Here is a 26096-nt window from a genome sequence, read left to right as displayed (position 1 = left end):
ATGCTTTAGAAATTTAATTTAAGAATGACTTATCGGCTGTTTGACAAACTGACTATTTTTTTATCAATAGAAAAATCATCGATAAAATTCCTGTAAGCATAAGCCACTTTATAGAGCTGCTTAATTTATGAAAACCTTCGCTGTTATTGGTTTTGAAAAGTTTTTTTAAAATGCCTGTTGCAGGAATTAAAATAAAAATCAACGTATAAAGAATGGCGAACCACCATCGAAATTGCAGAATGTATAATATCATTACCGCCAGTAATACGCATAAAATGATAAGCCACGTGGCAGAATAAATTTTGGACGCATTTACGCCAAACACAATCGGAAATGTACGGCAGCCGTACTTTCTGTCGCCTTCAATATCTTCCATATCTTTTATCATTTCGCGGATTAACGAAATAATAAATGCGAAGCCTGCATACAAAAAAGTGAGCCGCGTAATTTTCGTTTTATTAATCGTTGCATGAAAAATAAACTGATTGGTTTCGCAAAACGATACGACCAAAACTGTCCACGCGGTAAGCAATGCAATGATGATATTACCGGATAAAGCTTTGCTTTTAAAATACGCCGAATAAAAAAATAAAAGAACCACACACGCAAGGTTGGTTAATCCGAGCAGATAGGCGTGTGTTTTTGCCTCAATCCAAAAGCCAAGCGCCACACCTGTTGCGCTTAATAAAATGTGATACAATATTGCCCAGTGCCGGTGGATGTATTTTCCTATAATCAGTTTATCAGGTTTGTTGATAATATCAATATTAATGTCAAAATAATCGTTGATGATATTTCCGCCTGCGGCAATCAGCACAGATGATAAGGAGAGTAGATAAATAAAATAGGAGTGTAGATTAGGCGCTGCACCGGCTTTGGAAAATTCGGGTATTATCACACAATATTCAAATAGTATTTGCGTGATAAAAATGAATATTAAATTTTGCCAGCGAATTAATCTTAAAAAATATTTCATTTTTTAAATAGATTTTGCCGTTGTGTCCACGTTCCACTTACCTTGCAGTTTCAGCACTTTCTCAATTACATCGCGGGCGCAGCTTTCGCCGCCTTTGAATGGCGAAATATAATCCGAGATTTCTTTTATCTCGGTAACGGCATCCGCGGGACAAGTTCTTACGCCTGCAATTTTTAAAATATCATAGTCGGGAATATCATCGCCCATATACAGTGCATCTTCTCTTTCCAGACCTTGTGATTGGAGAAAATTATCAAACACTTCAATTTTGTGTGCTACGCCCATAAAAATATGCTGTACACCCAGTGCCTGCAAACGCAGTTCTGCGCCCGAATTTTTGCCGCCGGAAATAACGGCAACCGGATAACCCAGCTTCACAGCTAATTGAATGGCATAGCCGTCTTTCGTGCTCATGGCGCGCGCCATCATCAGCCTGCCTTCTGGATGAATGTCGGGAAGAATCAATACCTGTCCGTTTGTAAGAACGCCGTCTATATCAAAAACAAATGCCTTTACTTTGCCGAATAATGCTAATACGTTCATGTAAAAATTTATGTTGGGCAAATGTAAAAAATAAAAGACTGAATATATTTTTGGAACGATTATTTATTAGTTTTGTAAAGTTATCTTCTCAAAAAATTAAATACTTCATGGTATGAAATGAGCCATAAGAGTTTTGCATATTCAGAGCAATGATTATTTTGGCTCATTCCATCTGACAATTAAAAAAATAAAAATAAACAGATGAAAAAACAATTTCTTTTGAGTACACTTTTTTTACTTTCGGTTGCCGGACTGAATGCCCAGAAAAAAGATGTCGATTGGGCAAATTTTGCGCGGTTTGACTCTGCAAACCAAGCGGTAAAATTGTTGCCGAAGAGCGATCGGGAAGTCGTGTTTATGGGCAATTCCATTACAGAAGGATGGATAAATCAAGACCCTTCTTTTTTCTCCGAAAACAAATTTATCAACCGCGGTATCAGCGGGCAAACCACTTCGCAAATGCTTGTACGTTTCCGAAAAGACGTGATTGACTTGCATCCAAAAGTCGTGATAATTCTTGCAGGAACAAATGATATTGCAGGCAATACCGGTTTTATTTCTTTGGACAATATTTTGGGCAATCTTATATCGATGTGCGAGCTGGCAAAAGCAAACCATATCAAACCGATTTTGTGTTCTTTATTGCCCGCATCAGACTATCCCTGGAGTCCGGGAAGAGAGCCGAATATAAAAATTCCGAAGTTGAATGCGATGATAAAAGATTATGCGGACAAGCACCATATTCATTATGTAGATTATTTTTCGGCAATGACCGATGGCAACAATGCTATGCGCAAGAATCTTGCGGCAGACGGAGTTGTACATCCAAATTTGGATGGCGACAAGATTATGGAGAAAGTGGCGTTGCCTGTGATTAAAAAGACATTGTAGTCAATCGGTATTAAGCCATTTGTTATTGAACATTGATTATTTCTTAATTTAAAATTGCTAATTAAAATGCCCTCATTCGATATTGCCGCTAAGGTAGATTTACAAACATTGGACAATGCGATTAATACTGTGAAAAAAGAAATCGCCGGACGATACGATTTTAAAAATTCGCCCGTGCTGATTGAATTGAATAAGAAAGACTACATTGTACAGCTTGAAACAGAAAGTGAGATGAAAATGAAGCAGTTGATAGACGTAATTATCTCACGAGCTATGAAGCAAGGTATTGACGCTTCCGCATTTAATTTTGATAAAGATGCTTATCCAAGCGGAAAAATTATCAAAAAAGAAGTGCCTGTTCAAAACGGTTTGAAACAAGATGACGCGAAGAAAATTGTAAAGCTGATTAAGGATAGCGACTTAAAAGTGCAGGCGCAAATTATGGACGATATTGTGCGCGTTACGGGAAAAAAGATTGACGATTTGCAGGACGTAATTGCAAAGCTGAAATCTTCGGATATCAAGCTGCCGTTGAGTTTTGTAAATATGAAAAGCTGATGTGATAATAAAATAATTTAAAAATAAGAGAGCGCTCAAAATATTTTGAGCGCTCTCTTATTTTTATCCAACAAAATTCTTTTAAAACCTGTACCCAACGGTAAATGTAAAGCCATGATTTTTTACAGTTTCACTGGCATCTTCAACTGTTTTCCAAGTATTGATAAAACCAAACTGGTATCTCGCAGAAATACCGAAGCCTTGCGGCAAATAATATTCAACGCCTGCAATGCCTGAGAAATCGCCTTTCTGGTATAATGAACTTGCCGAAGCGCTCTGTGAGCCTTCTCCCTGTTCTGAAGATACAGAAACAGATGAATGCAATAGATAGCTTACTTGCGGACCCGCATAAATACTAAATCCTGAATTGGGAATAGTATATTTTGCCAATATTGGCAGACTTAAATAATCTAAAGTAAATTTTTCATCAAGGGTAGTGCTTAAAGTGTCGTAGCCTATTTTGCCACCCATTTGAGAAAAATTCAATTCAGGTTGAATACTAAAAGCCGGCGAAATGTGGAATTCAACATCCACACCGCCTATAAATCCTGCTTTTGAGGATGTAGTTGTAGAAATACCTTGGTCTTTATCGGTCATTTTCGCAAGGTTAACGCCCGCATGAATACCATAGGTTATTTTTCTTGAAGTTTGAGAAAAAGCAATTGTTGTGATTGTGAGCAATCCTAAAAACAGATAAATTTTTTTCATAACCGAATTTTTGAGGTTTAAATTTTTTTAACTTTCAAATATATAATGAAATAAATTATTTGGTAATAAAAAAATTAGCCACGTTCTAAAAACTATCCGAAAGGGTAGGGTATTTGTTATCAATATTGCAATTCCGCCAATTTTCCAAAATCATAAATCTTACATCATAATTCATAAATTTTAAAGAAACACTTACATTTGTGCTTTACTACATTATGGAATACAATACACAGCGCTCGCTACTCAGCATGAAAGAATATGGTCGGCATATTCAGAAAATGGTAGATTATTTGTTATCAATTGAAGACAAACCAAAACGTCAGGAGCAAGCCGGCGTTTTAATAGAATTGATGGGTTTCTTAAATCCACATTTGAAAAATGTGGAAGATTTTCGTCATAAACTTTGGGACCATTTGTACTATATGAGCGATTTTAAGCTCGATGTGGACAGTCCTTATCCCATTCCGCAAAGAGAAACTTACAAAGTAAAACCCGAACCTTTGCCTTATCCGAAGCGCTATCCGGAGAAAAGACATTTGGGAAAAAATATAGAATTGGTAATTGACAAAGCATTAACCGAAACCGATGACGAAAAAATACAAGGCTTCGCAAATTCTATTGCCTATTATATAAAACTTTCTTACAACAACTGGCACAAGGAAACTGTTTCCGACCAAGCAATTCAGGTTGAGCTTGACAGTCTTTCCGATGGAAAACTTGTGTTCAACAATGCACCACATGTGCGAAGAGAACGCGAAGAATTTAAAACGGCTTCCGGTCGCAAAGCATTTGTTACCCGCTCAAAGAATAACAACACCAAAAATAACGGCAACAACGGTAAGAGCCGTAATGGCGGCAATGGCAACAACGGTCGCAACAACAATAACTTTAAAAAGCGTTATTAAATTATTGACTGATTTTTGTGATACTGCCACGCTTATTTTAAGTGTGGCAGTTTTAGTGAAATACTTACCCTGCACACTTGATTTTTTCAATCGTTTTTGAGGAGGAATAGCCTTTGAGAATTGGATTGATGACGATTTTGCCGCCATTGGCTTGCACCTCTTTTGCGCCGGCAATTTGGTCTATAGTATAATCGCCGCCTTTTATCAAAACATCGGGCAACAAAGTTTTAATTACATTAAGCGGAGTGTCTTCGTCAAAAATTACGACAGCGTCCACCTGAATCAGATTAGCCAAAAGGAGCGCTCTGTCTTGCTCATTATTAACAGGACGGTTTTCCCCTTTCAATCGTTTTACACTACTGTCTGAATTAATTGCGACTACTAAGTAATCCGCTGTTTTTGCGGCTTCATTCAGCGACAAAATATGACCGGCATGCAATACGTCAAAACACCCATTGGTAAATGCAAAAGTCTGACTACGCAATTTCCATGTTTCAACGAGTTGCTGCAATTGCTGAAGAGAGTAGATTTTGTTCGCGGCAAACGTTGTATTTTTCATATCCTGTAATTGATTTGGAGAACAAGGTAATGAATAAATAACTACGAACCAATGCCGGCTATGATTTATTACCTTTTGCCGGCGAATTTTACATTAAGATAACTTATTGCTGCCTTCTTTTGGAAATACCACGCAGGGTTTGAATGTTTTTGCTTCTTCAAAAGGCATGGTTGCATAGGAAATAATAATGACTATATCGCCCACAGCGCCTTTGCGTGCAGCAGGTCCGTTAAGGCAAACCGTACCGCTGCCGCGCTTCCCTTTGATGATGTAGGTTTCTATTCGTTCGCCATTGTTCACATTCACAATTTGGATTTTTTCGCCTTCAATTAAGTTAGCGGCATCCATTAAATCTTCATCTAAGGTAAGACTGCCGACATAATTCAAATTCGCTTCCGTGATGGTTGCCCGGTGTATTTTCGATTTTAAAATTTCTATTTGCATAAAAAGGAATTAGTAATTAAAAAATTAAGAACTAATAATTAAAATACGATACAACTTTAACGTCAATAATTACTAATTCTTAATTTCTAATTTTTAATTAATTAAACCGCTACATTAAAATCGCGCAAAGCATCATTCAGACTGGTTTTCAGGTCTGTACTGGGTTTGCGCTGACCAATAATTAATGCACAGTTCACGTTGTATGTTCCGGCAGCAAATTCCTTTGGATAGCTTCCGGGAATTACCACGCTTCTTGCCGGCACGCGACCTTTAAATTCAACAGGCTCACTACCGCTTACATCAATAATTTTTGTAGATTTGGTTAGTACTACATTTGCGCCAAGCACTGCTTCTTTTTCAACAATTACACCTTCTACAACAATGCTTCTGCTTCCTAAAAAGCATCCGTCTTCAATAATTACAGGCGAAGCCTGCAAAGGTTCCAGCACGCCGCCAATACCCACGCCACCGCTTAAATGCACGCCTTTGCCTATCTGCGCACAGCTGCCGACAGTTGCCCAGGTGTCCACCATTGTACCTTCATCCACATACGCGCCAATGTTTACATAGCTTGGCATCAACACCACATTCTTTGCGAGGTAAGCGCCGTAACGTGCTACTGCATGAGGAACGGCACGCACGCCAAGCGAGGCATAATCTTTTTTCAATAACATCTTATCATAAAATTCAAACGGGGCAACTTCCCAAGTCTGCATTTTCTGAATACCAAAATATAGAAGAATCGCTTGTTTTACCCATTCGTTTACATGCCAGCCCGTTGCTGTTGGTTCGGCTGTGCGCAATCTGCCTTTGTCCACATCTTCAATTACGGCTTTTACGGCATCAATATACTTTTCATCTTTCAGTAAATCGCGGTTGTTCCACGCTTCGAGAATTAGTTCTTTCATTCTGATTTTTGTTTAAAAAAATGTTTTGCAAAATTAGTGCTTCACTTGGATTAATTTGCATCTCATGTTAAAAGACTTTGAAAAAGATATTGAACAATGTTTAGCGGCGTTGCAATCGCACGGAACAATTTTGTATCCGACAGATACAGTGTGGGGGCTGGGTTGCGACGCAACAGATGAATTTGCCGTGCAGAAAATTATCCAAATTAAAAACCGTCCCGCGCATAAAAGTTTTGTCGTTTTAGTGGATGATGCCGAACGACTGCAACAATATGTAGATGAAGTTGCTGAAACGGTTATTCAACATTTGTCTTCCGTGAAAAAGCCTACGACCATCATCTATCCGAATGCAAAAGGATTGGCTGAAAGTGCTGTGGCGACCGACTTTTCAGTTGCCATAAGAATTTGTAAAGATGAATTTTGCAAGGAATTAATTCAACAGTTTGATAAGCCGATTCTCAGTACATCTGCCAATAAAAGCGGCGAGCCTGCACCGCGAATATTTAAAGAAATAGATAACGAAATTATTCGTTCCGTTGATTATGTTGTGCATTATCGGCAAGATGATGAAAAGATTGCCACGCTTTCGTCTATCGTCAAATTTGATGATGGAAAAATGATTGTTGTGAGAGCATAAAGCTACAAATGATACTTTACCAGTCCGTCAATCGGATATTGAATGATGTTTCCAAGTTCCAGTTCATAATTGCTGCACAATTCTTTCAGTACGTCTTTAAACGCGAAAGCCACGCCGCCCGTGAAGTGCAGCGGATATAGCCATGCTTCGCGAAACTTATAAATGTGTGTAACTATAAAATCGTTTAAACCGTCTTCTATAATATTTTCAATCATATAGTGCCCCCTGTTTTCGGATAGAAAGGTAGTAAATTCAGCAAGGTATTTTCCTGCCAAAGGTTGATGATATACATTGTTCAGGATTTCTTCTTTTGTGATATTGTACTTGGTGTCAAATGCACGCATTAATTCGTCGTCAAAAGTTTGATACAGATAATACTGAATCACTTTGCGACCGAGATAAGCGCCGCTTCCCTCATCTCCCAGAATATATCCGATACCGTTCCGCACTTTCACGATTTTTTTCCCGTTATAAAAAGCCGCGCCGCTTCCGGTACCAAGAATTGAAACGATGCCTTTAGCATTGCCGCAAGCCGCATGCGCAGAAGCGGTAAGGTCTGTTTCGATAGAAATTTCCGCTTGCGGAAAATATTTGGCAAGCACTTGCCGCATCTTTTTTCTTTGTGTGGGAGAGCTCATACCTGTGCCGTAAAAGCATACTTCCCCGACTGTAACCTTTTTTATTTTTCCTGCAATAGAATGTTCTATAACCGAAGCTATATCAGCAATCGACAACTGATACGGACTTAGTCCGATTGAAGATATTTTTTTGATAACTTTTCCGTTTAAAAGATACCAATTACATTTTGTGGCGCCGCTCTCTGCGATAAGTTTGATAGCCATTTTCTGTTTGTTGTGTGAATTAGTTTTCTAAAGTAAGTTTAGTTTTTTGTAAAATCAAATTATTTGGACAAAATAATAGATGTTTTACCATGCATCTTTGCCGAAAAGTTTGGGATAAATTTTTGTTCTGTATATTTATCCCGAAAATTGTTTTTAATGAAATTATCTACATCGCTGCATCGCAAGTTTACTTTATTTTCAAAATCTTTACTGTTCTGCATTTGTGCTTATAGTTTTCAATCGGTAAAAGCGCAAAAGACAACCATTCCTGTCGAAACCAAAAATACGGCGCTCGTATTGCAAGCCGATAAAGACAATAACCTGAGTATTATTTATTTCGGTAAAAAACTAAATAATTCGTCCGAGTATGGTTTTGTGCAAAGTATGTATCATCAAAATACCGATTACACGGGCGTTGCGGCTTCTCCTTACACGCCGGCAGGCTCGCGAAATTTGTTTGAACCGGCAATTGAAGTAACGCACGCCGACGGGAATAATTCACTCGATTTAAAATTTGTAAATACGAATACCGAAAAAATTAGTGATGATGTTGCTTTGACTTCCGTAGTGCTTAAAGACCCTGCATATGATTTTCGGGTAACATTGTTTTACAAAACATATTTTAGAGAAAATGTAATAGAGCAATGGAGCGAAATAAAAAATAATGAAAAAGGAAACGTTGTACTGCACAAGTTTGCTTCGGCAGATTTATACCTGCAGGGAAAAACTTTTTATCTGAAACAATATCATGGCGACTGGGCGCAGGAAATGCAACCGGAAGAAGAACAGATTACACATGGAATAAAAACCCTTGATTCGAAGTTGGGTACGCGGGAAAGCCTTTTTCAACCGCCCGTGTTTATGGTTTCTATCAATCAGCCGTCGAATGAAGACAATGGCGAAGTATTGCTTGCATCGGTTGAATGGTCGGGCAACTACCGTACCGATTTGGAGCTGGATAATAAAGATAATTTGCGTATTATCTCAGGCATTAATAATTATGCTTCCGACTATCCTTTGCAGCCTAATAAAACTTTTACAACTGCCAAATTTTTATACACACTGTCTAACAACGGAACGGGAGAAGCAAGTCGTCAGTTGCAAAGCTGGGCGAGAAATTACAGAATACTGGATGGCAATGGTGGCAGACTTACTTTGCTCAATAACTGGGAATCAACCTACTTTGATTTTGATGAAGCAAAGCTGAAACAATTATTCAGTGATACTAAAAAATTAGGTGTGGATTTGTTTTTGTTGGACGATGGCTGGTTTGGCAATAAGTATCCGCGTAACAGCGATAATGCCGGACTTGGCGACTGGCAGGAAAATAAAAAGAAAATTCCCAACGGAATTGCTTCATTAGTCAAAGATGCAACGGCTGCAGATGTGAAGTTCGGTATTTGGATAGAACCTGAAATGGTTAACCCTAAAAGCGAGCTGTACGAGAAACATCCCGATTGGGTAATTAAACAACCGAAGCGTCCTGAATATTATTTCAGAAATCAATTAGAACTGGATTTGAGTAATCCCAAAGTACAGGATTTTGTTTTTGGTGTGGTAGATTCTCTTTTTATTAAAAGTCCGAATATTGCTTATATCAAGTGGGATTGTAATTCAGTTATTTATAATGCTTATTCGGCTCATGAAGACAACCAGTCAAAGTTGTATGTTGATTATGTCGAGGGGCTTTATAATGTACTGAAACGCATAAGAGCAAAATATCCCAAAGTGCCGATGATGCTGTGCTCCGGCGGTGGCGACCGCGTGGATTACGCGGCATTGCAATATTTTACAGAATATTGGCCCAGCGACAATACAGACCCGCTCGAAAGAGTTTTTATTCAATGGGAATATTCTTATTTCTATCCGGCTATTGCGAGCGCCAATCATGTAACAGATTGGGGAAAACAACCTTTAAAGTACCGTGTAGATGTCGCAATGATGGGGAAGCTCGGTTTTGATATTCCTGTAAGCAAACTGGATGCTAAAGATTTATCATTCTGTCAAAGTGCCGTAAAAACATACGACAGTATTAAAAATGTTGTGTGGCATGGCAATCAGTACCGATTACAGAGCCCGTGGAAAAATGACGTAGCCTCAATCATGTATGTTGATTCAACAGCGTCAAGTGCGGTTGTATTTAATTATTTAGTTAATAACCGATACAACTCCGGAAGCAAGCTGCCGATTGTATTAAGAGGTTTGGATGCAACTAAAAAATATCGTGTACGTGAAATTAATTTATACCCCGGTACACATTCGGCAATTAAACAGAATGAAGTTTATTCCGGCAATTTTTTAATGACCGTAGGCTTAAATCCGCACGCAGATGCTTACCGCACGAGTGTAATACTAAAAGTTGAAGAAGCAAGATAAAGAGCATTTATTATTGCGAATTTAATTATGAGCAGGATTAAAAGAAAAGATGGTTTTGAAGGGCAAAAACTGATTGCATTGCCCGAAAGCGTACTTGCCGATTATAAAACAAGAAATCCGGCAATTGGTGGTGTACACATCACGCATATAGGTTATTTTCCTCACGCAGAATTTCATTACAGGCAGCGCAGGCACGGTATTTCCGACGATATTCTTATTTATTGCCTGCGTGGCAGAGGCTGGTTTAAAATAGGCGATAGAGAATTTGAAATGCAGCCAAATCAATACATCATCACACCTGCAACTACCGAATCGCTAACGTATGGAACTTATGAAGACGACCCCTGGACAATTTACTGGGTACATTTCAGCGGCTCGCAAATAGGAGACTTCAATCAGTCGTTCGGTATAAGTTCAAATGGATTGCCTAAAGATATTCCGCTGAATAAAAAAGGGTTGGAAATTTGGGAAGAGATGTATCAAAGTCTCGAAATGGGTTTCAGTATAGAAAACCTGCGCAATGCTAATCTTTGCCTTAATCATTTTCTGGCAACGTTTTTTTATCCCGGTAAGTCAGTGAAAAAAGAGGCAGATGAAGGCGACTATATTACCCAAACCATCATCTACATGAAAGCCATGCTTCACGAAAAGCTTACAGTAGAAGACATGGCTGCAAAGCATAATTTTTCCGTATCACACTTTTCTACATTGTTTAGAAAAGCGACAGGTATGCCGCCGATAGATTACTTTATTCATCTGAAAGTGCAGCGGGCTTGTCAGCTTTTGTACGATGGTAAAGCCAAAGTGAAAGATGTAGCAGAATCTTTAGGCTATGACGACCCTTTTTATTTTTCCCGTCTGTTCAAAAAGTACATGAAAGTTTCTCCTGAGCATTATAAATCTATGCATAGGGAAGAAGACTAATACTTCCATTTATTTCAATATTCTCACTAACAGTCATTCGTAGAATAGTCCATTAAAATTAAAGGATTGGCTATTTTTTAGCGTATGCTTGGTAAATACTTTTGCCATGCAAATAACAATTGTTTGTATGTGGTCTATTGAAGTTGTTGTTAATGTTTAATTATAGGAAAAGATGCGTATGTGGCAATGTTTAATTATGATGATAAACCGGTAAAAATTCCATTAAGGCTACATTGTTTAAATTTTGGAAAGAAATTTCATTCTCTGTTTAATACAAAGAATAGCCTCGTAGGTCATAGAATAATAATACCTGCGAAAGATGCGGATATCATTAGAATCAGCAAATAAAAATTTTAAATTTGATTAAAATATGAACAGTCATTTACGGTTGCGTTTACATTGTTACAAGCGTTTGTTTATATGCTTGGCCATTTTATTATTAAATTTTGCCACTCTTACAGCACAAAATAAGAGCCTATTTTTTGGAACGGTAAAAGATAGCGCCAGCAGGCAGCCATTATCAAGTGTATCGATCTTGATAAAAGGAACAAAACAAGGAACATTTACCGACCAAAACGGAGTTTTTAAATTGGATATTTCATCGGATACTGCCACATTGATTTTCACATACGTAGGATACCAGCCGGTAGAAATATTTTCAAAAAAAGGAAACCCAATAGATATTGTTTTATCTCCTTTAAAAGATTCAACAAGTGATGTTGTGGTAGTAGCTTACGGCAGGCAGAAGAAAGAAAGTATGGTTGCTTCCATTACTACGCTTAATCCAAAAGAGTTAAGAGGAGCTACCAGCAACATGACACAAATGCTTGCCGGTAGAATTGCCGGTATTATTTCATTTCAGCAAAGTGGTGCTCCGGGAGCAGATAATGCATCGTTTTTTGTGCGAGGTGTTGGCTCCTTTGGTGCAGGAAAAGTGGACCCACTAATTCTAATAGATGGAGTAGAATCTACAAATGATGATTTGGCGAGGCTCCAGCCGGATGATATCTCGGGATTTTCAGTCTTAAAAGATGCTGCGGCATCTTCATTATATGGCGCACGGGGCGCCAACGGTGTAATATTGGTAACAACGAAAAATGGTATAGAGGGAAAGACTAAGTTTAATGTAAGGGCGGAAATGCCCGTATCTTCAAATACCAGAAATTTCAAATTTGCAGATAATGTTACATATATGAACCTGGCAAATGAAGCTGTATTAACCAGAGACCCATTGGGCAATTTGCCATATAGCCAGGACAAAATCGATCATACCGCAGCTGGCGATGACCCTATAAAATATCCGAATAACAACTGGATAAACCAGTTGATTAAAGATTATACGGTAAATCAAAAACTTAATATTAATGCGAGCGGAGGTGGAAAGGTTGCACAGTATTATTTATCAGGAACATATAATGTGGATAATGGCGTTTTGAAACAATTGTCAGGTAGTGATTTTAATAATAATATCAGATTCGGGAACTACAATGTTCGTTCCAACGTAACTATAAATGCAACTCCCACAACTAAAATTACTGTAAGAACCTATGCCCAATTTGACCAATATACAGGACCGAGAGGTTATGTAGATGGAAATAATAACTATGTAAATGGTGGACAAGCAGTATTTAATAGCGCTATGTGGTCGAATCCTGTAATGTTTCCGGCTTACTATCCGGGTAGTTATGCACCGGATATTACACATCCGTTATTTGGTAATGCATTTATCCCAAATACTACTTCATTGTATAGCAATCCATTTGCTAATATGGTATCCGGATATGATAGATACACTGCTTCTACTATCAATGTTCAGTTAGAATTTAATCAAAATTTGAAATTTATCACAGAGGGCTTATCCACAAACTTTATGGCTTATACACAGCGTTATAATTATTTTATTCTCACAAGAAATTACAATCCGTTTTACTATACATTATCTCCGGATGCCAATGGAAACCTGAATGTATTGACATTGTTAAATCCGGGGCAGGGTACAGAATATTTAAACTATTCTGAAGGACCTAAAATTGTACAATCAACTACTTATGCGCAATGGGCGGTTAATTACAACCGAACGTTTAACAAAAAGCACGCTGTAACAGGAATGTTAATAGGGATTCTGCAAAACAGGTTAACGGGCAATGCAGGAGATTTACAGTCATCATTACCTGCGAGGAACCTCGGCGTATCGGGCAGGTTTACTTATGCCTATGACGACCGTTACCTTACCGAGTTTGATTTTGGGTATAACGGTTCTGAGAAATTTGCAGATAATCATCGTTTTGGCTTCTTTCCTTCAATAGGTGCCGGATGGAGAATTTCCAATGAAAGTTTTTTTAAGTCTCTGAAAAAAATTGTTACTAATTTAAAATTGAGGGCAACCTACGGTTTAGTGGGTAACGACCAGATTGGGCGTAACCAGGATAGATTTTTCTACTTATCTAACGTAAACGCAAACGATGACGGACGAGGATATCATTGGGGCTTAGACCAAAGCCACTATGTCTCCGGATATTCAATATCCAGATATGCTAATAATAACATTACCTGGGAAAAGTCTAAAACGCTCAACTATGGATTTGACCTTACATTCATCAACAAGATAAATGTTACGGTTGATGCATATCATTCTTTGAGGTACGATATCTTAATGCAGAGAACAACAATTCCGTCAACTACGGGGTTGGAAGCGCCTGCATTTGCAAACGTAGGAAAAGCTACAAGTGATGGAGTAGATATTGCGGTAGATTTTAACCAAAACTTTTCAAACGATATGTGGATTCAAGCCCGCGCAAACATGACTTATGCAACTAATAAATACAAGAAATACGAAGAACCAAATTATCCGGATAACGAAAAATATTTGTCGAAAGTGGGAAATTCAATCAATCAAATCTATGGATTACTGGCAGAGCGACTGTTTGTAGATGATAATGAAGCCCGAAACTCCCCTGTTCAAAGTTTCGGCGGAAATCCGCCTTTAGGGGGAGATATTAAATACAGAGATATAAATGGAGACGGCCAGATAACAAACCTTGATATGATTCCTATTGGCTATCCTACCGTTCCTGAAATTACGTATGGTTTTGGTTTCTCCTTTGGATACAAATCGTTTGATATTAACGCCTTTTTCCAGGGAAATGCACGAACATCATTTCTGATAAATGCCGATAATGTATCTCCTTTCGTTTTAAATGGCGGGTCTCAAAATGGGTTATTGAGTGTTATTGCAAACGACCACTGGTCTGAAAATAATCAGAATTTACATGCCTTTTGGCCAAGGCTTGATGACCAGTTCAACCAGAATAACGACCAGTCTTCAACGTGGTGGCTGGAAAACGGATCCTTTTTAAGATTTAAGACATTGGAAATCGGCTATACATTGCCTAAAAAACTGCTTAATAAATTGCATTTTTCAAATTTTCGCATATATGTTAATGGTCAAAACCTTGGTGTGATTAGCAAATTCAAATTGTGGGACCCTGAAATGGGAGGCAACGGTTTAGGCTATCCTTTGCAGGTACTATACAATCTGGGAATAAACTTTGGTTTTTAATTTTTGATAAGCGTTTAAAATTATATAGAATGAAATTAAAATGGTATTTAACAATTATATTGATAATTACAAGTCTTGCATCTTGTAAAAAATACTTAGATGTTGTCCCTGATAATGTCGCAACACTTAATAATGCATTTACCATGCGCTCAGAAGCCGAAAAGTACTTAGCCACGTGCTATTCTTTTTTAGGCAATGATGGCGACCCTCAATTGAATGTAGCCTATCTTGGTGGAGATGAGTTGTGGCTCAACTACCCACCGCGTGCTATTAATGCGCACAATTGGGATATAGCGAGAGGTAATCAAAATGTGGTAAGCCCTTACGTTGGAATATGGGGTACAGAGTATGAGGCAATCCGCATTTGCAATACTTTTTTGGAGAATATAGTGGACACCAATAAAGTCAAAGATTTGCAGATTGATGAAAGAACCCGCTGGATAGGGGAAGCTATGTTTTTAAAGGCATACTATCACTTTCTTTTGTTCAGGCAATATGGCCCCATTGCTATTGTAGATAAAAACCTGCCGATAGATGCGCCGCTCGAACAGACTAAAGTTAAACGGCTTCCTGTAGATACTGTAGTGAATTATATAGCGAACCTGATGGATTCTGCTTCGAAGTTGCTGCCATACAGCGTTATCAATCCTTCTACGGATTATGGGCACATCACACGCCCCATCGCATTGGCTATGCGTGCCAAGGTTTTGGTTTACGGAGCCAGTCCGCTGTTTAACGGCAATAATGATTATTCAAATTTTAAAAACAAAGACGGGCAATTGTTAATAAACACTACGTTTGATATAAGTAAGTGGCAAAGGGCAGCCCTTGCAGCAAAAGAAGCAATAGACGCCTGTGAAACAGCCGGAATTTCTCTATACCATTTTATAAATACAACAGGTTACACGCTTTCAGATGCTACTATGACACAAATGAGTATTCGCAATGCCGTATGTGAAAAATGGAACCAGGAGATAATATGGGGAAATTCTAATTCCTCTACATGGCAACTGCAATACTCATCTATGGCACATATAGATCCCAACAATGCCGGTAATTCGAGCATATACGGCGTTTTGGGACCGACCATGGGTATTGTAGAACAATTTTATACAAAAAACGGTGTGCCCATTACCGAAGACAAAACATTGGATTTTTCAAACATTACAGCGTTGAGAACAGCAACGCACGATGAACGCTTTAATCTCATCGAAGGTTATCAGACTGCAAGAATTAATTTTGACAGGGAACCAAGGTTCTATGCCGATTTGGGGTTTGACGGGGGCGTATGGTATATGCAAAACAGTCCCAGCCATACAGATGAAAACACATGGAATTTACAAGACAGATTAGGGCAGTTTGGGGCAGGTGTAGGCGCCACAGTTACAACGTATTATCCTAAGAAAATGGTAAACTGGAAATTTACCTTTAATGCAGATAACAGTAGCCATATCGAAGATTATCCTTTTCCTATGATGCGGCTGGCAGACCTTTATCTGCTTTATGCAGAAGCGCTAAATGAAACGTCAGGTCCTTCTGATGAAGTATATGAATACCTTAACAGGGTTAGGGCACGTGCCGGCTTGCCAACCGTTCAGGAAAGCTGGACTAATTATTCCAATAATCCTGCTGAATATACTACCAAAGAAGGTTTGAGAACAATTATAAGAGAAGAAAGAGCAAATGAAATGGCATTTGAAGGAAGCCGTTTTTGGGATTTAAGAAGGTGGAAATTGGCTGCTCAGGTATTGAACGAGAACATTATAGGTTGGGACGCATCCGGTACTGCGGAACATCCTGAGCTGTTTTATAAATTAACCACTTATTATACGATGCATTTTATAGCTCCCAGGGATTATTTGTGGCCTTTGTCAGAGTCAGACCTTAATGTAAATGAAAACCTGGTACAAAATCCGGGTTGGTAGCATATCGTTTTATAAAATAATTTAATATAAAATATTAAACAGATGAATAAGTATATACCGATAATTCTAATGTTAGGAACATTAATTATCACGGGCTGTAAAAAAGATGGAGCACCGGGATTGATAGAAGACGGTACAACACCGCCCGGCAAGGTAAGCAATGTTAAAGTTACCAATAAGAATGGGGCAGCATCGATTACTTATACGCCACCGTCAGACCCGGATTTGCTATACATTAAGGCTGTATATTCATTAACCTCCGGAAAAGAGGTAACCGTAAAATCTTCTTACTATTCCAATCAAATTGATGTACAGGGCTTTAATGATACATTGGTGCATGAAGTGAAACTGTACTCGGTCAATAGAAGTGAATTAGCTTCCGATCCGGTAACTGTTGATATACAACCTTTGGTTTCTCCGGTTCAGATTGCTTATAGAAATATGGCTGTTACGGCAACAGCGGGTGGAGTTCATATTACGTCTCTCAACCCTTTACGTTCAGATTTGGTCATAGTGCCATTGGTAGATTCCTTAAACGATGGAAAATGGGAAGGGCTGAATAATATTTATACTGCTGACTCTGCAATTAGTGTAAGTATAAGAGGTATGCCATCGGTAGAGAGAAAATTCGGATTCTACATTCGCGACCGTTGGGCAAACGCAACCGACACTTTATTTGCAACGTTAACGCCTAAGCAGGAAATCTTATTAGACAAATCGAAGTTCTTTGTTTTTCAGTGTGATAATGATTCCAAATTTTCATATCAAACACATCTCGATTTAATGTGGAACAACAATCCCAATTTGCAGCAATGGCCCTGTGTAAATACGGATATAAGTTCAAGCACCCCTGCCGTTATTACCTGGGGACTTGGCGATGAGCCGGTAAAGCTTACACGTTTTACGCTCTATACCCGCCAGCAAAATAATACGGACAATTCTCCTACGTTCTTTGCAGATGGCAGCCCTAAGCTGTTTGAAGTATATGGTTCGAATAACCCGTCGCACAGCGGAGACTGGTCGGAGTGGACTAAGATTCTTACTTGCCAGGTAACCAAACCGTCCGGCTTGCCTTTGGGACAAGGCACTAATGCCGATTATCTGGCAGGTCTTGCAGGCTTTTCCTTCGATTTTGACGAGGATACGCCGCCATACAGGTATCTGCGTATCAAAAATCTGCAAAACTGGATGGGTACCTATTTCATTGTAATTGAGCAAATAAATATGTGGGGAACGAATGATTGATTGAGAAAATCAGGAGCAACAATTACGGAACATTGTAAAAACAAAATAGCAAGTAGATGAAATGCTCATAAATATTCTCTATACCTATAGGAATGATTAATTATTTAAAAGCATTCCATATGGCAAATAAAAATTAATAAAAATAAACGCATGAGACACTATTTTTCAATTCGCACAACATTATATATTCTTTTTTGTTCTGTTTTTATGTATTCGTGCAGTAAAATGGACGATTATAAAAAATATGAAAATAACGGAGAAATTGTTTATCCTGGAATTTTTGATTCTTTGCAGGTAATTCCGGGCAAAAACCGAGCTTTGATTACAGGCGTTTTACTATCCGACCCTAAAGTGACAAAATACAGAATATTTTGGAACGGAGGCTTAGATTCTGTGGAAGCACCTTTGGTAAGAACAGGAGGAATAGATACAATGAAGCAAATTGTAGATAATCTGCCGGAAGGCCCTATAACCTTTGAAATCAGGACGTATGATAAGGATGATAATAAGTCTGTCCCAATGAATGTAACGGGGATCATTTATGGCGACGCGTTTCAAACATCAATCAATCAACGAGGAAATCGGGCAATTTTACAATCATCATTAACACTCGATGGCGCAATACAATTGACTTGGGCTGATGTGGAAAGTTATGTGGGGGTTGTGGGTATGCATATCCAATATTATGATGTAAACGATGTTTTGAAGGATACGGTTGTTCCTGTACAGCTGCAAGACCAAACTACTGATTTACCGGATGCAAATATTAGCAAGCCGGTTACTTACAATACGCTTTTCATCCCTGATGCCATAGGTATTGACACGCTCACGGTTAATTCCGCATCTGCACCCATGGTTTCAGAAGTATCGTTGTTGAATAACATTCATCCTGTTAAAGTATCTGAAAGCGATGGCAACAGATGGGCAAATCTTTTGGATTGGATTTCCAATGATGCAATCAAAAGCCATAACGGTTATGGCGGTTCCGATATCTCGGGTGGTTCTGATTATAAAATCTTTTTTGAAGCAGGATATGGTGCGCCGGAAATTGCAAATGGCAAAATATATCAGATTGCTAAACTGCCGCCGGGTAAATATACATTTGATGGTTCTATTGATTGGTGGAACAATGGAGGGCAAAACTATACTTATCTTGTTGTCGCTCCCGGTGCTGACGGCTTACCTGATACAGACAATTTAAGCACTGCAATTGGCTATCAGTTGGTCAATAACGGTTCGGATGTGCAGGTGTCTTTTGAACTTACACAGCAAACTACTATATCATTAGGCTGTGTGGTAAACTTGGGAACCAGCGGCAATTCAATGCGCTTTAATAGTTTGAGGCTATACATAAACCAATAAAATTTCTAAATCTAACCAATACAAATAATGGCTAAAGTTTCATTGAGCGTTTTAAAGTTTTTATTCTTTTTTATTACAAGCAGTAGCCTTTCTTATGTAAAGGCGCAATCCGTTTATTCTTTAGACAGTTCTTCTGATATTATTTGGAAAGTATGTCCCCAATCAGATGTGCATGATAGCACGCAACTCTTTTCTGATGGATACAATACTTCCGAGTGGGTAAAAGGAGTAGTGCCGGGTACTGTTTTCAACGCTTATGTTGTTGCTGGAAAAGAGGAAGACCCCAATTTCGGGGATAATATTTATCGGGTTGACAAATCAAAATATGACAGGAACTTTTGGTATAGAACAGAATTTGAAGTGCCGGGAAGTTTTACCAAAGAAAAAATATGGTTGAATTTTGAAGGAGTTAATCGAAAAGGAGAAATATTTTTGAATGGGAGGCGTATAGGAGAATTAAGCGGTATCGTGCAACGTGGAAAATTCGATATTACTGCTTTGGTAAAACGTGATAGGAAAAATATTCTTGCTGTTTTAATTTCCATTCCCGAAAAGCCGCTGAACAATTATGGAAGCCCTACCTATTTGTCAAGTGCAGGGTGGGATTGGATGCCTTATGTTCCCGGATTGAATTCCGGTATTACCGATGACGTTTATTTGAGTAATACAGGGAGCATAACGTTGGAAGACCCTTGGATAAAAACAGCGCTGCCTACAAATGCAAGAGCTGATTTGTCAGTTCAGTTTAATGTGCATAACAGTGCTTCAGAAAACCGAGAAGCCATTATTGAAGGAGTTATCCAACCCGGAGATATACATTTTTCTAAGAAAATAAATATAGAAGCGGGAAGAAGTAATGAGTTTGTTTTGGATAAAAGCCAGTTCCCACAGTTATCAATTAATCAACCGAAATTGTGGTGGCCCAATGGTTACGGAAAGCCGAATTTATACACATGTGAATTTGTAATAAAGTCAAATAATGAAGTTTCCGATTCACAAAAGGTAACCTTTGGAATAAAAAGATATTCCTATGATACTGTTGGTGGAGTGCTTCATGTTTCTGTTAATGGTAAGAAAGTTTTTATTAAAGGAGGAGACTGGGGAATGTCAGAATATATGTTGAGATGCAGAGGTAAAGAGTATGATACTAAAGTGAGGCTGCATAAGGAAATGAATTTTAATATGATTCGCAACTGGCTTGGTTCCACAACGGACGAGGAGTTTTATGAAGCTTGTGATAAATACGGGATTATGGTGTGGGACGATTTCTGGCTGAATGCCAATCCTAATTTGCCTTCGGATATTCATGTATTTAATGCGAATGTTATAGAAAAAATAAAACGGGAACGTAATCATCCTTCTATTGCTATTTGGTGTGGAGATAATGAGGGCTGGCCGGTAGCACCATTAAACAACTGGATTCGCGAAGATATTGCTGTGTACGATGGGGGCAGCAGGCATTATCAGCCCAATTCACATGCAGAAAACCTTACGGGGAGCGGCGTTTGGGGTAATCAAGATCCTAAGTGGTACTTCACACCTTATCCGCTTGGTTTTGGAGGAAGTACGGGTTGGGGCTTGAGAACCGAAATAGGTACGGCTGTATTTCCCAATTTTGAAAGTTTCAAAAAGTTTATGCCAAAGGACAAATGGTGGCCTCGTAATGAAATGTGGAATCAACATTTCTTTGGGCAAAATGCTTTTAATGCTACACCTGACAACTACGACAAATTTATAACGGAAAGATATGGTGTTCCCTCAGGAATCGAAGATTATTGTCGGAAAGCACAATTGCTGAATATTGAGACTAATAAAGCGATGTATGAAGGCTGGGAAGACCATATGTGGGAAGATGCATCCGGTGTAATGACATGGATGAGTCAATCGGCGTACCCTTCAATGGTTTGGCAAACATATGATTATTATTACGACCTTACAGGTGCATACTGGGGCGTTAAAGAGGCGTGCAAACCTTTGCATATACAATGGAATCCATTAACGAATGAAGTGAAAATTATAAATACAACAGGACGAGATGCAGATAGACTGACTGCGGAAATAAAAGTTTACAATCCTGATGGAAAAGAAGTAAAAAAGTTTAGTTCGCGAGTAAATGTTTTTTCTCCTGCGAACACGGCAGTTTCTTGCTTTACAATTCCTTTTTATGCCGAACAAAGGAATGTGGCATTGGGTAAACCGACAATAGCATCTTCCACTGATGGAGGTTCTCCGTCAGATGTTACAGACGGGAATCCAGGTAGCCGATGGGCGAGTAAGACAAACGACAACCAATGGATATATATTGATTTGCAACAGCCTCAAAATATAAATAGAGTGGTCTTTAATTGGGAGGATGCTTATGCTAAAAAGTTTAAAGTACAAGTTTCCGATGATGCTCTGAACTGGAAGGATGTGGCCATATCGGAAGGGAAAATAGGATTGCAAACGGTATATTTTAACGATGTAAATGCACGCTATGTGCGAATGTTAGGAATAGAACGAGCCACAGGTTGGGGCTATTCATTATGGAGTTTTGATGTGTACGGAGGTAACGAGCAAAGTGAAGGATTGGCAAATGTTCATTTTATAAAGCTTACTTTAAAAGATAAAGATGGGAAGTCATTAGACGAAAATTTTTATTGGAGAGGTAATAAGAATGGAGACTTTACAATGTTGAATCAAATGGCGAGAGTAAAATTAAAAATAAGCAGCAAGATTGAACGGAGGAAAGACAGCACAGTTATACACGCAATCATTACAAACCCGGTCTCGTCAAAGAGCATTGCTTTTGCCATTCGGATGCAGGTCTTGAACAGCAAAACGGAAGAACAGGTGCTACCTGCTATTTTTAGTGATGATTATTTTTCATTGTTACCCGGAGAGTTAAGACAGGTGGATATCAAAGTTGACAATAAATGTATAAAAGGAATATCGACTGGTATTACCGCTGTTCCTTATAACTCTGCACATTAATAATCAGAAGAACATTCCAATATTTAAAGCTGTTTATAATTATTTTTTAATGAGGATATTGTAGCACTCACTTGTTGTACACAGTAAGATGAACAAGAGGTAAAACCTTTTATAGATAATGACATACGATTACAGAAAATGACAATCTTATTATCTTCTGCAAAAGATGCAAGTTGATAAGGTTAATTATAGAACTATTTCGTATTTTGTTTATCAAGGTTATAAATTTAAAAAACTATTACTTGGATGTTATATTGATTGGTAATAGAAATGCGTACTAAATAGGCTAACCAAAGTGGAACTATCCAGTCATATAATCAGTTTTACCCGATTCCGCTTACAGAAATGCTACAAAATCCGGATATACCACAGAGCGACCAAAATAAGGGATATAATAATTAACTGCTTATTATTTTCATGCTAACCGAATATTATAAATATTTAATTGCAAAGTATTGATTGTCAATACTTTGCAATTAAATACTTTTTTTGTTAAAAAAACTTTTTGGAAATGTGAAATCATTTAACTTACATTTGTGTGCAGAATAGGATAGTATAGTACAATTAAAATCTCATTGTCTTTTGCATGAAGAATATTTATGACGAAATACGCGCTTTGCAAAATATTCACGGCTTATCGAAGCATGAGCAGTTTGTGGAAGGGATTTTGAACGCGCTGCAAAACAAAAGCTTATTCAAAGGCGACAAATTGCCTTCGGTTAATGAATTTATTCAGGAGTTGGGTTTTGCGAGAGAAACCATCTCCAAAGCATACCGGGATTTGATAAAACGCGGCATTGTAGAATCGCGCAACAGGGTCGGTTTTTTTGTAGCACACGAAGATGTATCGCAGCATTTGAAAATAGCTTTGGTGCTTTTTGCTTTCGATACTATTCAGGAAACTTTTTATAAAACGTTCAGAGAAAAACTGGGTAAAGGCATTCATATCGATGTGTATTTTCATCACAATAATATTCAGGTTTTTGAAAGTATTATTTCGAGTGTACGAGGCAAATACGGAATGTATGTGATAGCGCCAATTCCGCATAAAAAAACGGAGTCGATTTTAAAGACCTTGCCGATGGAAAGATTCTTAATGATTGACCGTTACGAGCCAATGAAAGGTGTTTTCTCTTATGTAACGCAGGAGTTTGAAGATGCATCGTACCGCGTGTTTGAGCAATTGTTCCCTAAAATTAAAAAGTATAAAAAGGGTGTTGTTTATTATCACAGACCAAACTCTGATACGCCGGTTGAAATTTTAAATGCAGTCAAAAAATTTGTAAAAAAATATAAAATCAGGCATGAAATTCTTCCCGAGTATATAAGTGGTTCCATTGAAAAAGGTGCAGTTTATTACACCATCAACAATGCGGAACTGTGGATGATGCTGAAAGATGCCCAGGAGAAAAAATTTGTATTTGGAAAAGACATCGGTATTCTTTCACATAACGACGATATAGTAAAAGAAATTATCTGCGGCGGTATTACAACATATTCAACGGACTTTAAACAAATGGCGGAACGTGCCGCAGCATTTGTGCTGGCGAATGAGAAAATTCAGGAAACGATACCGACTGTATTAATCGATAGGAAATCATTATAAAACCATTGAAACATTGACGTTTAGGCTTATAAATCTACGTGCGAATGTTTGTTTAATAAAAGAGAATCGCAACAAATGAAAACGTTGTATAAAATATTTTTAAATCGAAGAAATAACCGAAACATAAACAGACTGTCTCTGGTTACTTTACTACTGTTGATAAGTTTGGTTACATCTTCTTACGGCGCAAAAAAAGACTCATTGCTGACTATTGCTTTCGGCAATCATAATAAAATTGTTTACAATCTCCATGACGGAACTTACAGTGTATTTTTTGACAATAACGCATTCATTAAAAGTGCCGGTATTGAAACCAAAGGTGTAGCCGGAACTAATGTGAATAGTGCTGTTTATCGCTCTTATTCAAAAACAGTTTTTGAAGACAGGCTAGGAAAAGGTAACAAGTATGTTATCATTCGTAATGCTGAACAGGGAAATAAGCTTGAGCAAATTTTCTATGTGTATAAAAACAAAAATTATTTTGTTACGCAATTGATTGTAGAAGGAAGTAAAGCGGCAAGCAATTATATTTCTCCTTTATCCAATGCGCAGATAACCTGGAATAAAACAGGAGATAATCGTGCATTGTTTGTTCCTTTTGACAATGATATGTGGGTGCGCTACAATGCCGAAAAAGTCGATAGCGCACACTTTACGAGCAGCGAAGCAACGGCGATTTATAATAATGAAAATTACAATGGAATTGTGATAGGTTCTCTGGAACACGAAGTGTGGAAGTCTGGCATCAATATTAATTCGGGAAATAATCATTCGCTAAAGCTCACGGCATTCGCCGGTTTCAGCGATGCGACGGTAACGCACGATAAACTGCCACACGGGCTGGTACTTGACAACGATTCAATTAGTGCTTCGCCTAAATTTATGGTCGGCTACTTCGGCGACTGGCGCAAAGGCATGGATATTTACGGAAAAAACAATCGTCTTACGGAACCGCCTGTGATTTTTAACTGGACATCTCCAACGCCCATCGGGTGGAACAGTTGGGGTGTAATGCAGGATAAAATAACGCTGCCCAAAGTAAGGGGCGTGATTGATTTTTTTGCAGATTCATGCAAAGGTTTCCGCACAAGCGATAATTCTTTGTTTATCGATTTGGATGCCTTTTGGGACGGAATGAATCATGGAAATATTGACGGTAATACAGATTCTTTAAAAGCGTTTGTTGCTTACTGTAATGCACATGGCTTCAAGCCCGGTATTTACTGGACGCCGTTTACCGATTGGGGAAAAAGCGATAGGAAAGTAGAGGGAACCAATTATCGTTATCCCGATTGCTGGACAAAAGTGAACGGCGAAGTAATTGATATTGACGGTGGCAGAGCCATAGACCCAACGCACCCTGCAACGAAAGAAAGAATGGTTTATTATATCAAGGCATTTAAGAAGCTCGGCTTTAAAATGATAAAAATCGATTTCCTCGCGCATGGTACATTGGAAGCCGACAGCTATTACGATAAAAATGTTCATACAGGAATGCAGGCGTTTGCAGAAGGTATGGAATATCTGGATAAACAAATCGGTAATTCCATGTTGGTGTATGCAGCCATTTCGCCAAACATGGCAACGGCTCGTTATGTGCACATGAGGCGCATTGCCTGCGATGCTTTCAGAAGAATTGATGAAACGGCATATACATTAAACAGCACTACTTACGGCTTTTGGCTTTCGCGGATGTATAATTTCTCGGACGCAGACCATGTGGTGTTTAGCGATGTAACGGATGGCGAAAACCGTGCACGCCTTGCAGCGGCAGTCGTTACCGGCTCTTTGATTACCGGCGATGATTACTCGGCAGGCGGAAAATGGAGAGCAGCTGCGCAGCAGTTGTTACAGAATAAAGAATTGCTTTCGATTGTACAGTATGACGGAAAATCTTTTCTGCCGCTCGAAGGAAACACAGGTAAAAATGCTTCACGTCTTTTTGTGAAAATTATAGGAAAAGATGCGTATGTGGCAATGTTTAATTATGATGATAAACCGGTAAAAATTCCATTAAGGCTACATTGTTTAAATTTTGGAAAGAAATTTCATTCTCTGTTTAATACAAAGAATAGCCTCGTAGGTCATAGAATAATAATACCTGCGAAAGATGCGGATATCATTAGAATCAGCAAATAAAAATTTTAAATTTGAT

At 38.4% G+C, this 26096-nt stretch carries 20 protein-coding genes; 13 read left to right on the top strand and 7 right to left on the bottom strand.

What is annotated here, in order from left to right:
* Positions 1-52: 52 nt before the first annotated feature.
* Positions 53-976 (bottom strand): geranylgeranylglycerol-phosphate geranylgeranyltransferase, encoded by a 924-nt coding sequence (locus A9P82_RS02975; protein ID WP_066204053.1) that lies wholly within the window; start codon positions 974-976, stop codon positions 53-55.
* A gap of 3 nt (positions 977-979) precedes the next feature.
* On the bottom strand, positions 980-1519 hold the full coding sequence (locus tag A9P82_RS02970; RefSeq protein ID WP_066204051.1) for a KdsC family phosphatase: 540 nt from the start codon (positions 1517-1519) through the stop codon (positions 980-982).
* 201 nt (positions 1520-1720) lie between these two features.
* Between A9P82_RS02970 and A9P82_RS02965 the strand changes: the two genes are divergently transcribed.
* Both A9P82_RS02965 and A9P82_RS02960 read left to right on the top strand, forming a co-directional pair.
* Positions 1721-2410, top strand: coding sequence for an SGNH/GDSL hydrolase family protein (locus tag A9P82_RS02965; RefSeq protein ID WP_066204048.1), 690 nt, complete (start codon positions 1721-1723; stop codon positions 2408-2410).
* 66 nt (positions 2411-2476) lie between these two features.
* Positions 2477-2968, top strand: a complete 492-nt coding sequence (locus A9P82_RS02960; RefSeq protein WP_066204046.1) for a YajQ family cyclic di-GMP-binding protein — start codon at positions 2477-2479, stop codon at positions 2966-2968.
* Positions 2969-3049: 81 nt separating this feature from the next.
* On the opposite strand, the gene A9P82_RS02955 is transcribed toward A9P82_RS02960, so the two are convergent.
* Positions 3050-3676 carry a porin family protein gene (locus A9P82_RS02955; RefSeq protein ID WP_066204044.1) on the bottom strand — a complete coding sequence of 209 codons (627 nt, stop codon included), beginning with the start codon at positions 3674-3676 and terminating at the stop codon, positions 3050-3052.
* A 215-nt stretch (positions 3677-3891) separates the two neighbouring features.
* On the opposite strand from A9P82_RS02955, the gene A9P82_RS02950 reads away from it, so the two are divergent.
* Complete coding sequence (locus A9P82_RS02950; RefSeq protein WP_066204042.1) at positions 3892-4581, top strand: DUF4290 domain-containing protein; 690 nt, start codon at positions 3892-3894, stop codon at positions 4579-4581.
* 64 nt (positions 4582-4645) lie between these two features.
* On the opposite strand, the gene rfaE2 is transcribed toward A9P82_RS02950, so the two are convergent.
* The 3 genes from rfaE2 to A9P82_RS02935 form a co-directional block, all read right to left on the bottom strand.
* Complete coding sequence (gene rfaE2 / locus A9P82_RS02945) at positions 4646-5140, bottom strand: D-glycero-beta-D-manno-heptose 1-phosphate adenylyltransferase (RefSeq protein ID WP_066204040.1); 495 nt, start codon at positions 5138-5140, stop codon at positions 4646-4648.
* A 93-nt stretch (positions 5141-5233) separates the two neighbouring features.
* Positions 5234-5584: an aspartate 1-decarboxylase gene (panD, locus tag A9P82_RS02940; protein WP_066204038.1), complete on the bottom strand. Its 351-nt coding sequence runs from the start codon at positions 5582-5584 to the stop codon at positions 5234-5236.
* Positions 5585-5685: 101 nt separating this feature from the next.
* The gene (locus A9P82_RS02935; protein WP_066204035.1) at positions 5686-6492 is read right to left on the bottom strand and encodes a 2,3,4,5-tetrahydropyridine-2,6-dicarboxylate N-succinyltransferase; all 807 of its coding nucleotides are present in this window, start codon (positions 6490-6492) and stop codon (positions 5686-5688) included.
* A gap of 64 nt (positions 6493-6556) precedes the next feature.
* On the opposite strand from A9P82_RS02935, the gene A9P82_RS02930 reads away from it, so the two are divergent.
* On the top strand, positions 6557-7129 hold the full coding sequence (locus A9P82_RS02930) for an L-threonylcarbamoyladenylate synthase (protein WP_066204033.1): 573 nt from the start codon (positions 6557-6559) through the stop codon (positions 7127-7129).
* Between the two features lie 2 nt (positions 7130-7131).
* On the opposite strand, the gene A9P82_RS02925 is transcribed toward A9P82_RS02930, so the two are convergent.
* Positions 7132-7971 (bottom strand): N-acetylglucosamine kinase, encoded by an 840-nt coding sequence (locus A9P82_RS02925; protein WP_066204031.1) that lies wholly within the window; start codon positions 7969-7971, stop codon positions 7132-7134.
* Positions 7972-8127: 156 nt separating this feature from the next.
* Here A9P82_RS02925 and A9P82_RS02920 point away from each other — a divergent pair, with 156 nt between their 5' ends.
* The 9 genes from A9P82_RS02920 (at position 8128) to A9P82_RS02880 (ending at position 26080) form a co-directional block, all read left to right on the top strand.
* Positions 8128-10347 (top strand): alpha-galactosidase, encoded by a 2220-nt coding sequence (locus tag A9P82_RS02920; RefSeq protein WP_082915194.1) that lies wholly within the window; start codon positions 8128-8130, stop codon positions 10345-10347.
* A 27-nt stretch (positions 10348-10374) separates the two neighbouring features.
* Positions 10375-11271: an AraC family transcriptional regulator gene (locus tag A9P82_RS02915; RefSeq protein ID WP_066204029.1), complete on the top strand. Its 897-nt coding sequence runs from the start codon at positions 10375-10377 to the stop codon at positions 11269-11271.
* Positions 11272-11641: 370 nt separating this feature from the next.
* Positions 11642-14830 (top strand): SusC/RagA family TonB-linked outer membrane protein, encoded by a 3189-nt coding sequence (locus A9P82_RS02910; RefSeq protein WP_082915193.1) that lies wholly within the window; start codon positions 11642-11644, stop codon positions 14828-14830.
* Between the two features lie 29 nt (positions 14831-14859).
* Complete coding sequence (locus A9P82_RS02905) at positions 14860-16755, top strand: RagB/SusD family nutrient uptake outer membrane protein (protein WP_066204024.1); 1896 nt, start codon at positions 14860-14862, stop codon at positions 16753-16755.
* A 42-nt stretch (positions 16756-16797) separates the two neighbouring features.
* Positions 16798-18000, top strand: a complete 1203-nt coding sequence (locus A9P82_RS02900) for a DUF4959 domain-containing protein (RefSeq protein WP_066204022.1) — start codon at positions 16798-16800, stop codon at positions 17998-18000.
* A 225-nt stretch (positions 18001-18225) separates the two neighbouring features.
* Positions 18226-19362: a DUF4998 domain-containing protein gene (locus A9P82_RS02895; RefSeq protein WP_066204020.1), complete on the top strand. Its 1137-nt coding sequence runs from the start codon at positions 18226-18228 to the stop codon at positions 19360-19362.
* Between the two features lie 27 nt (positions 19363-19389).
* Positions 19390-22335 (top strand): discoidin domain-containing protein, encoded by a 2946-nt coding sequence (locus A9P82_RS02890; RefSeq protein WP_066204018.1) that lies wholly within the window; start codon positions 19390-19392, stop codon positions 22333-22335.
* A gap of 586 nt (positions 22336-22921) precedes the next feature.
* Positions 22922-23941, top strand: a complete 1020-nt coding sequence (locus tag A9P82_RS02885) for a GntR family transcriptional regulator (protein ID WP_066204016.1) — start codon at positions 22922-22924, stop codon at positions 23939-23941.
* Positions 23942-24016: 75 nt separating this feature from the next.
* A complete protein-coding gene (locus A9P82_RS02880; RefSeq protein WP_066204026.1) occupies positions 24017-26080 on the top strand; it encodes an alpha-amylase family protein in 2064 nt (687 codons plus the stop codon).
* The last annotated feature ends 16 nt before the right edge of the window (positions 26081-26096 follow it).

This window comes from Arachidicoccus sp. BS20 (assembly GCF_001659705.1).
Classification (GTDB): Bacteria; Bacteroidota; Bacteroidia; order Chitinophagales; family Chitinophagaceae; genus Arachidicoccus.
This window is presented reverse-complemented; position numbering and strand designations above follow the sequence as displayed.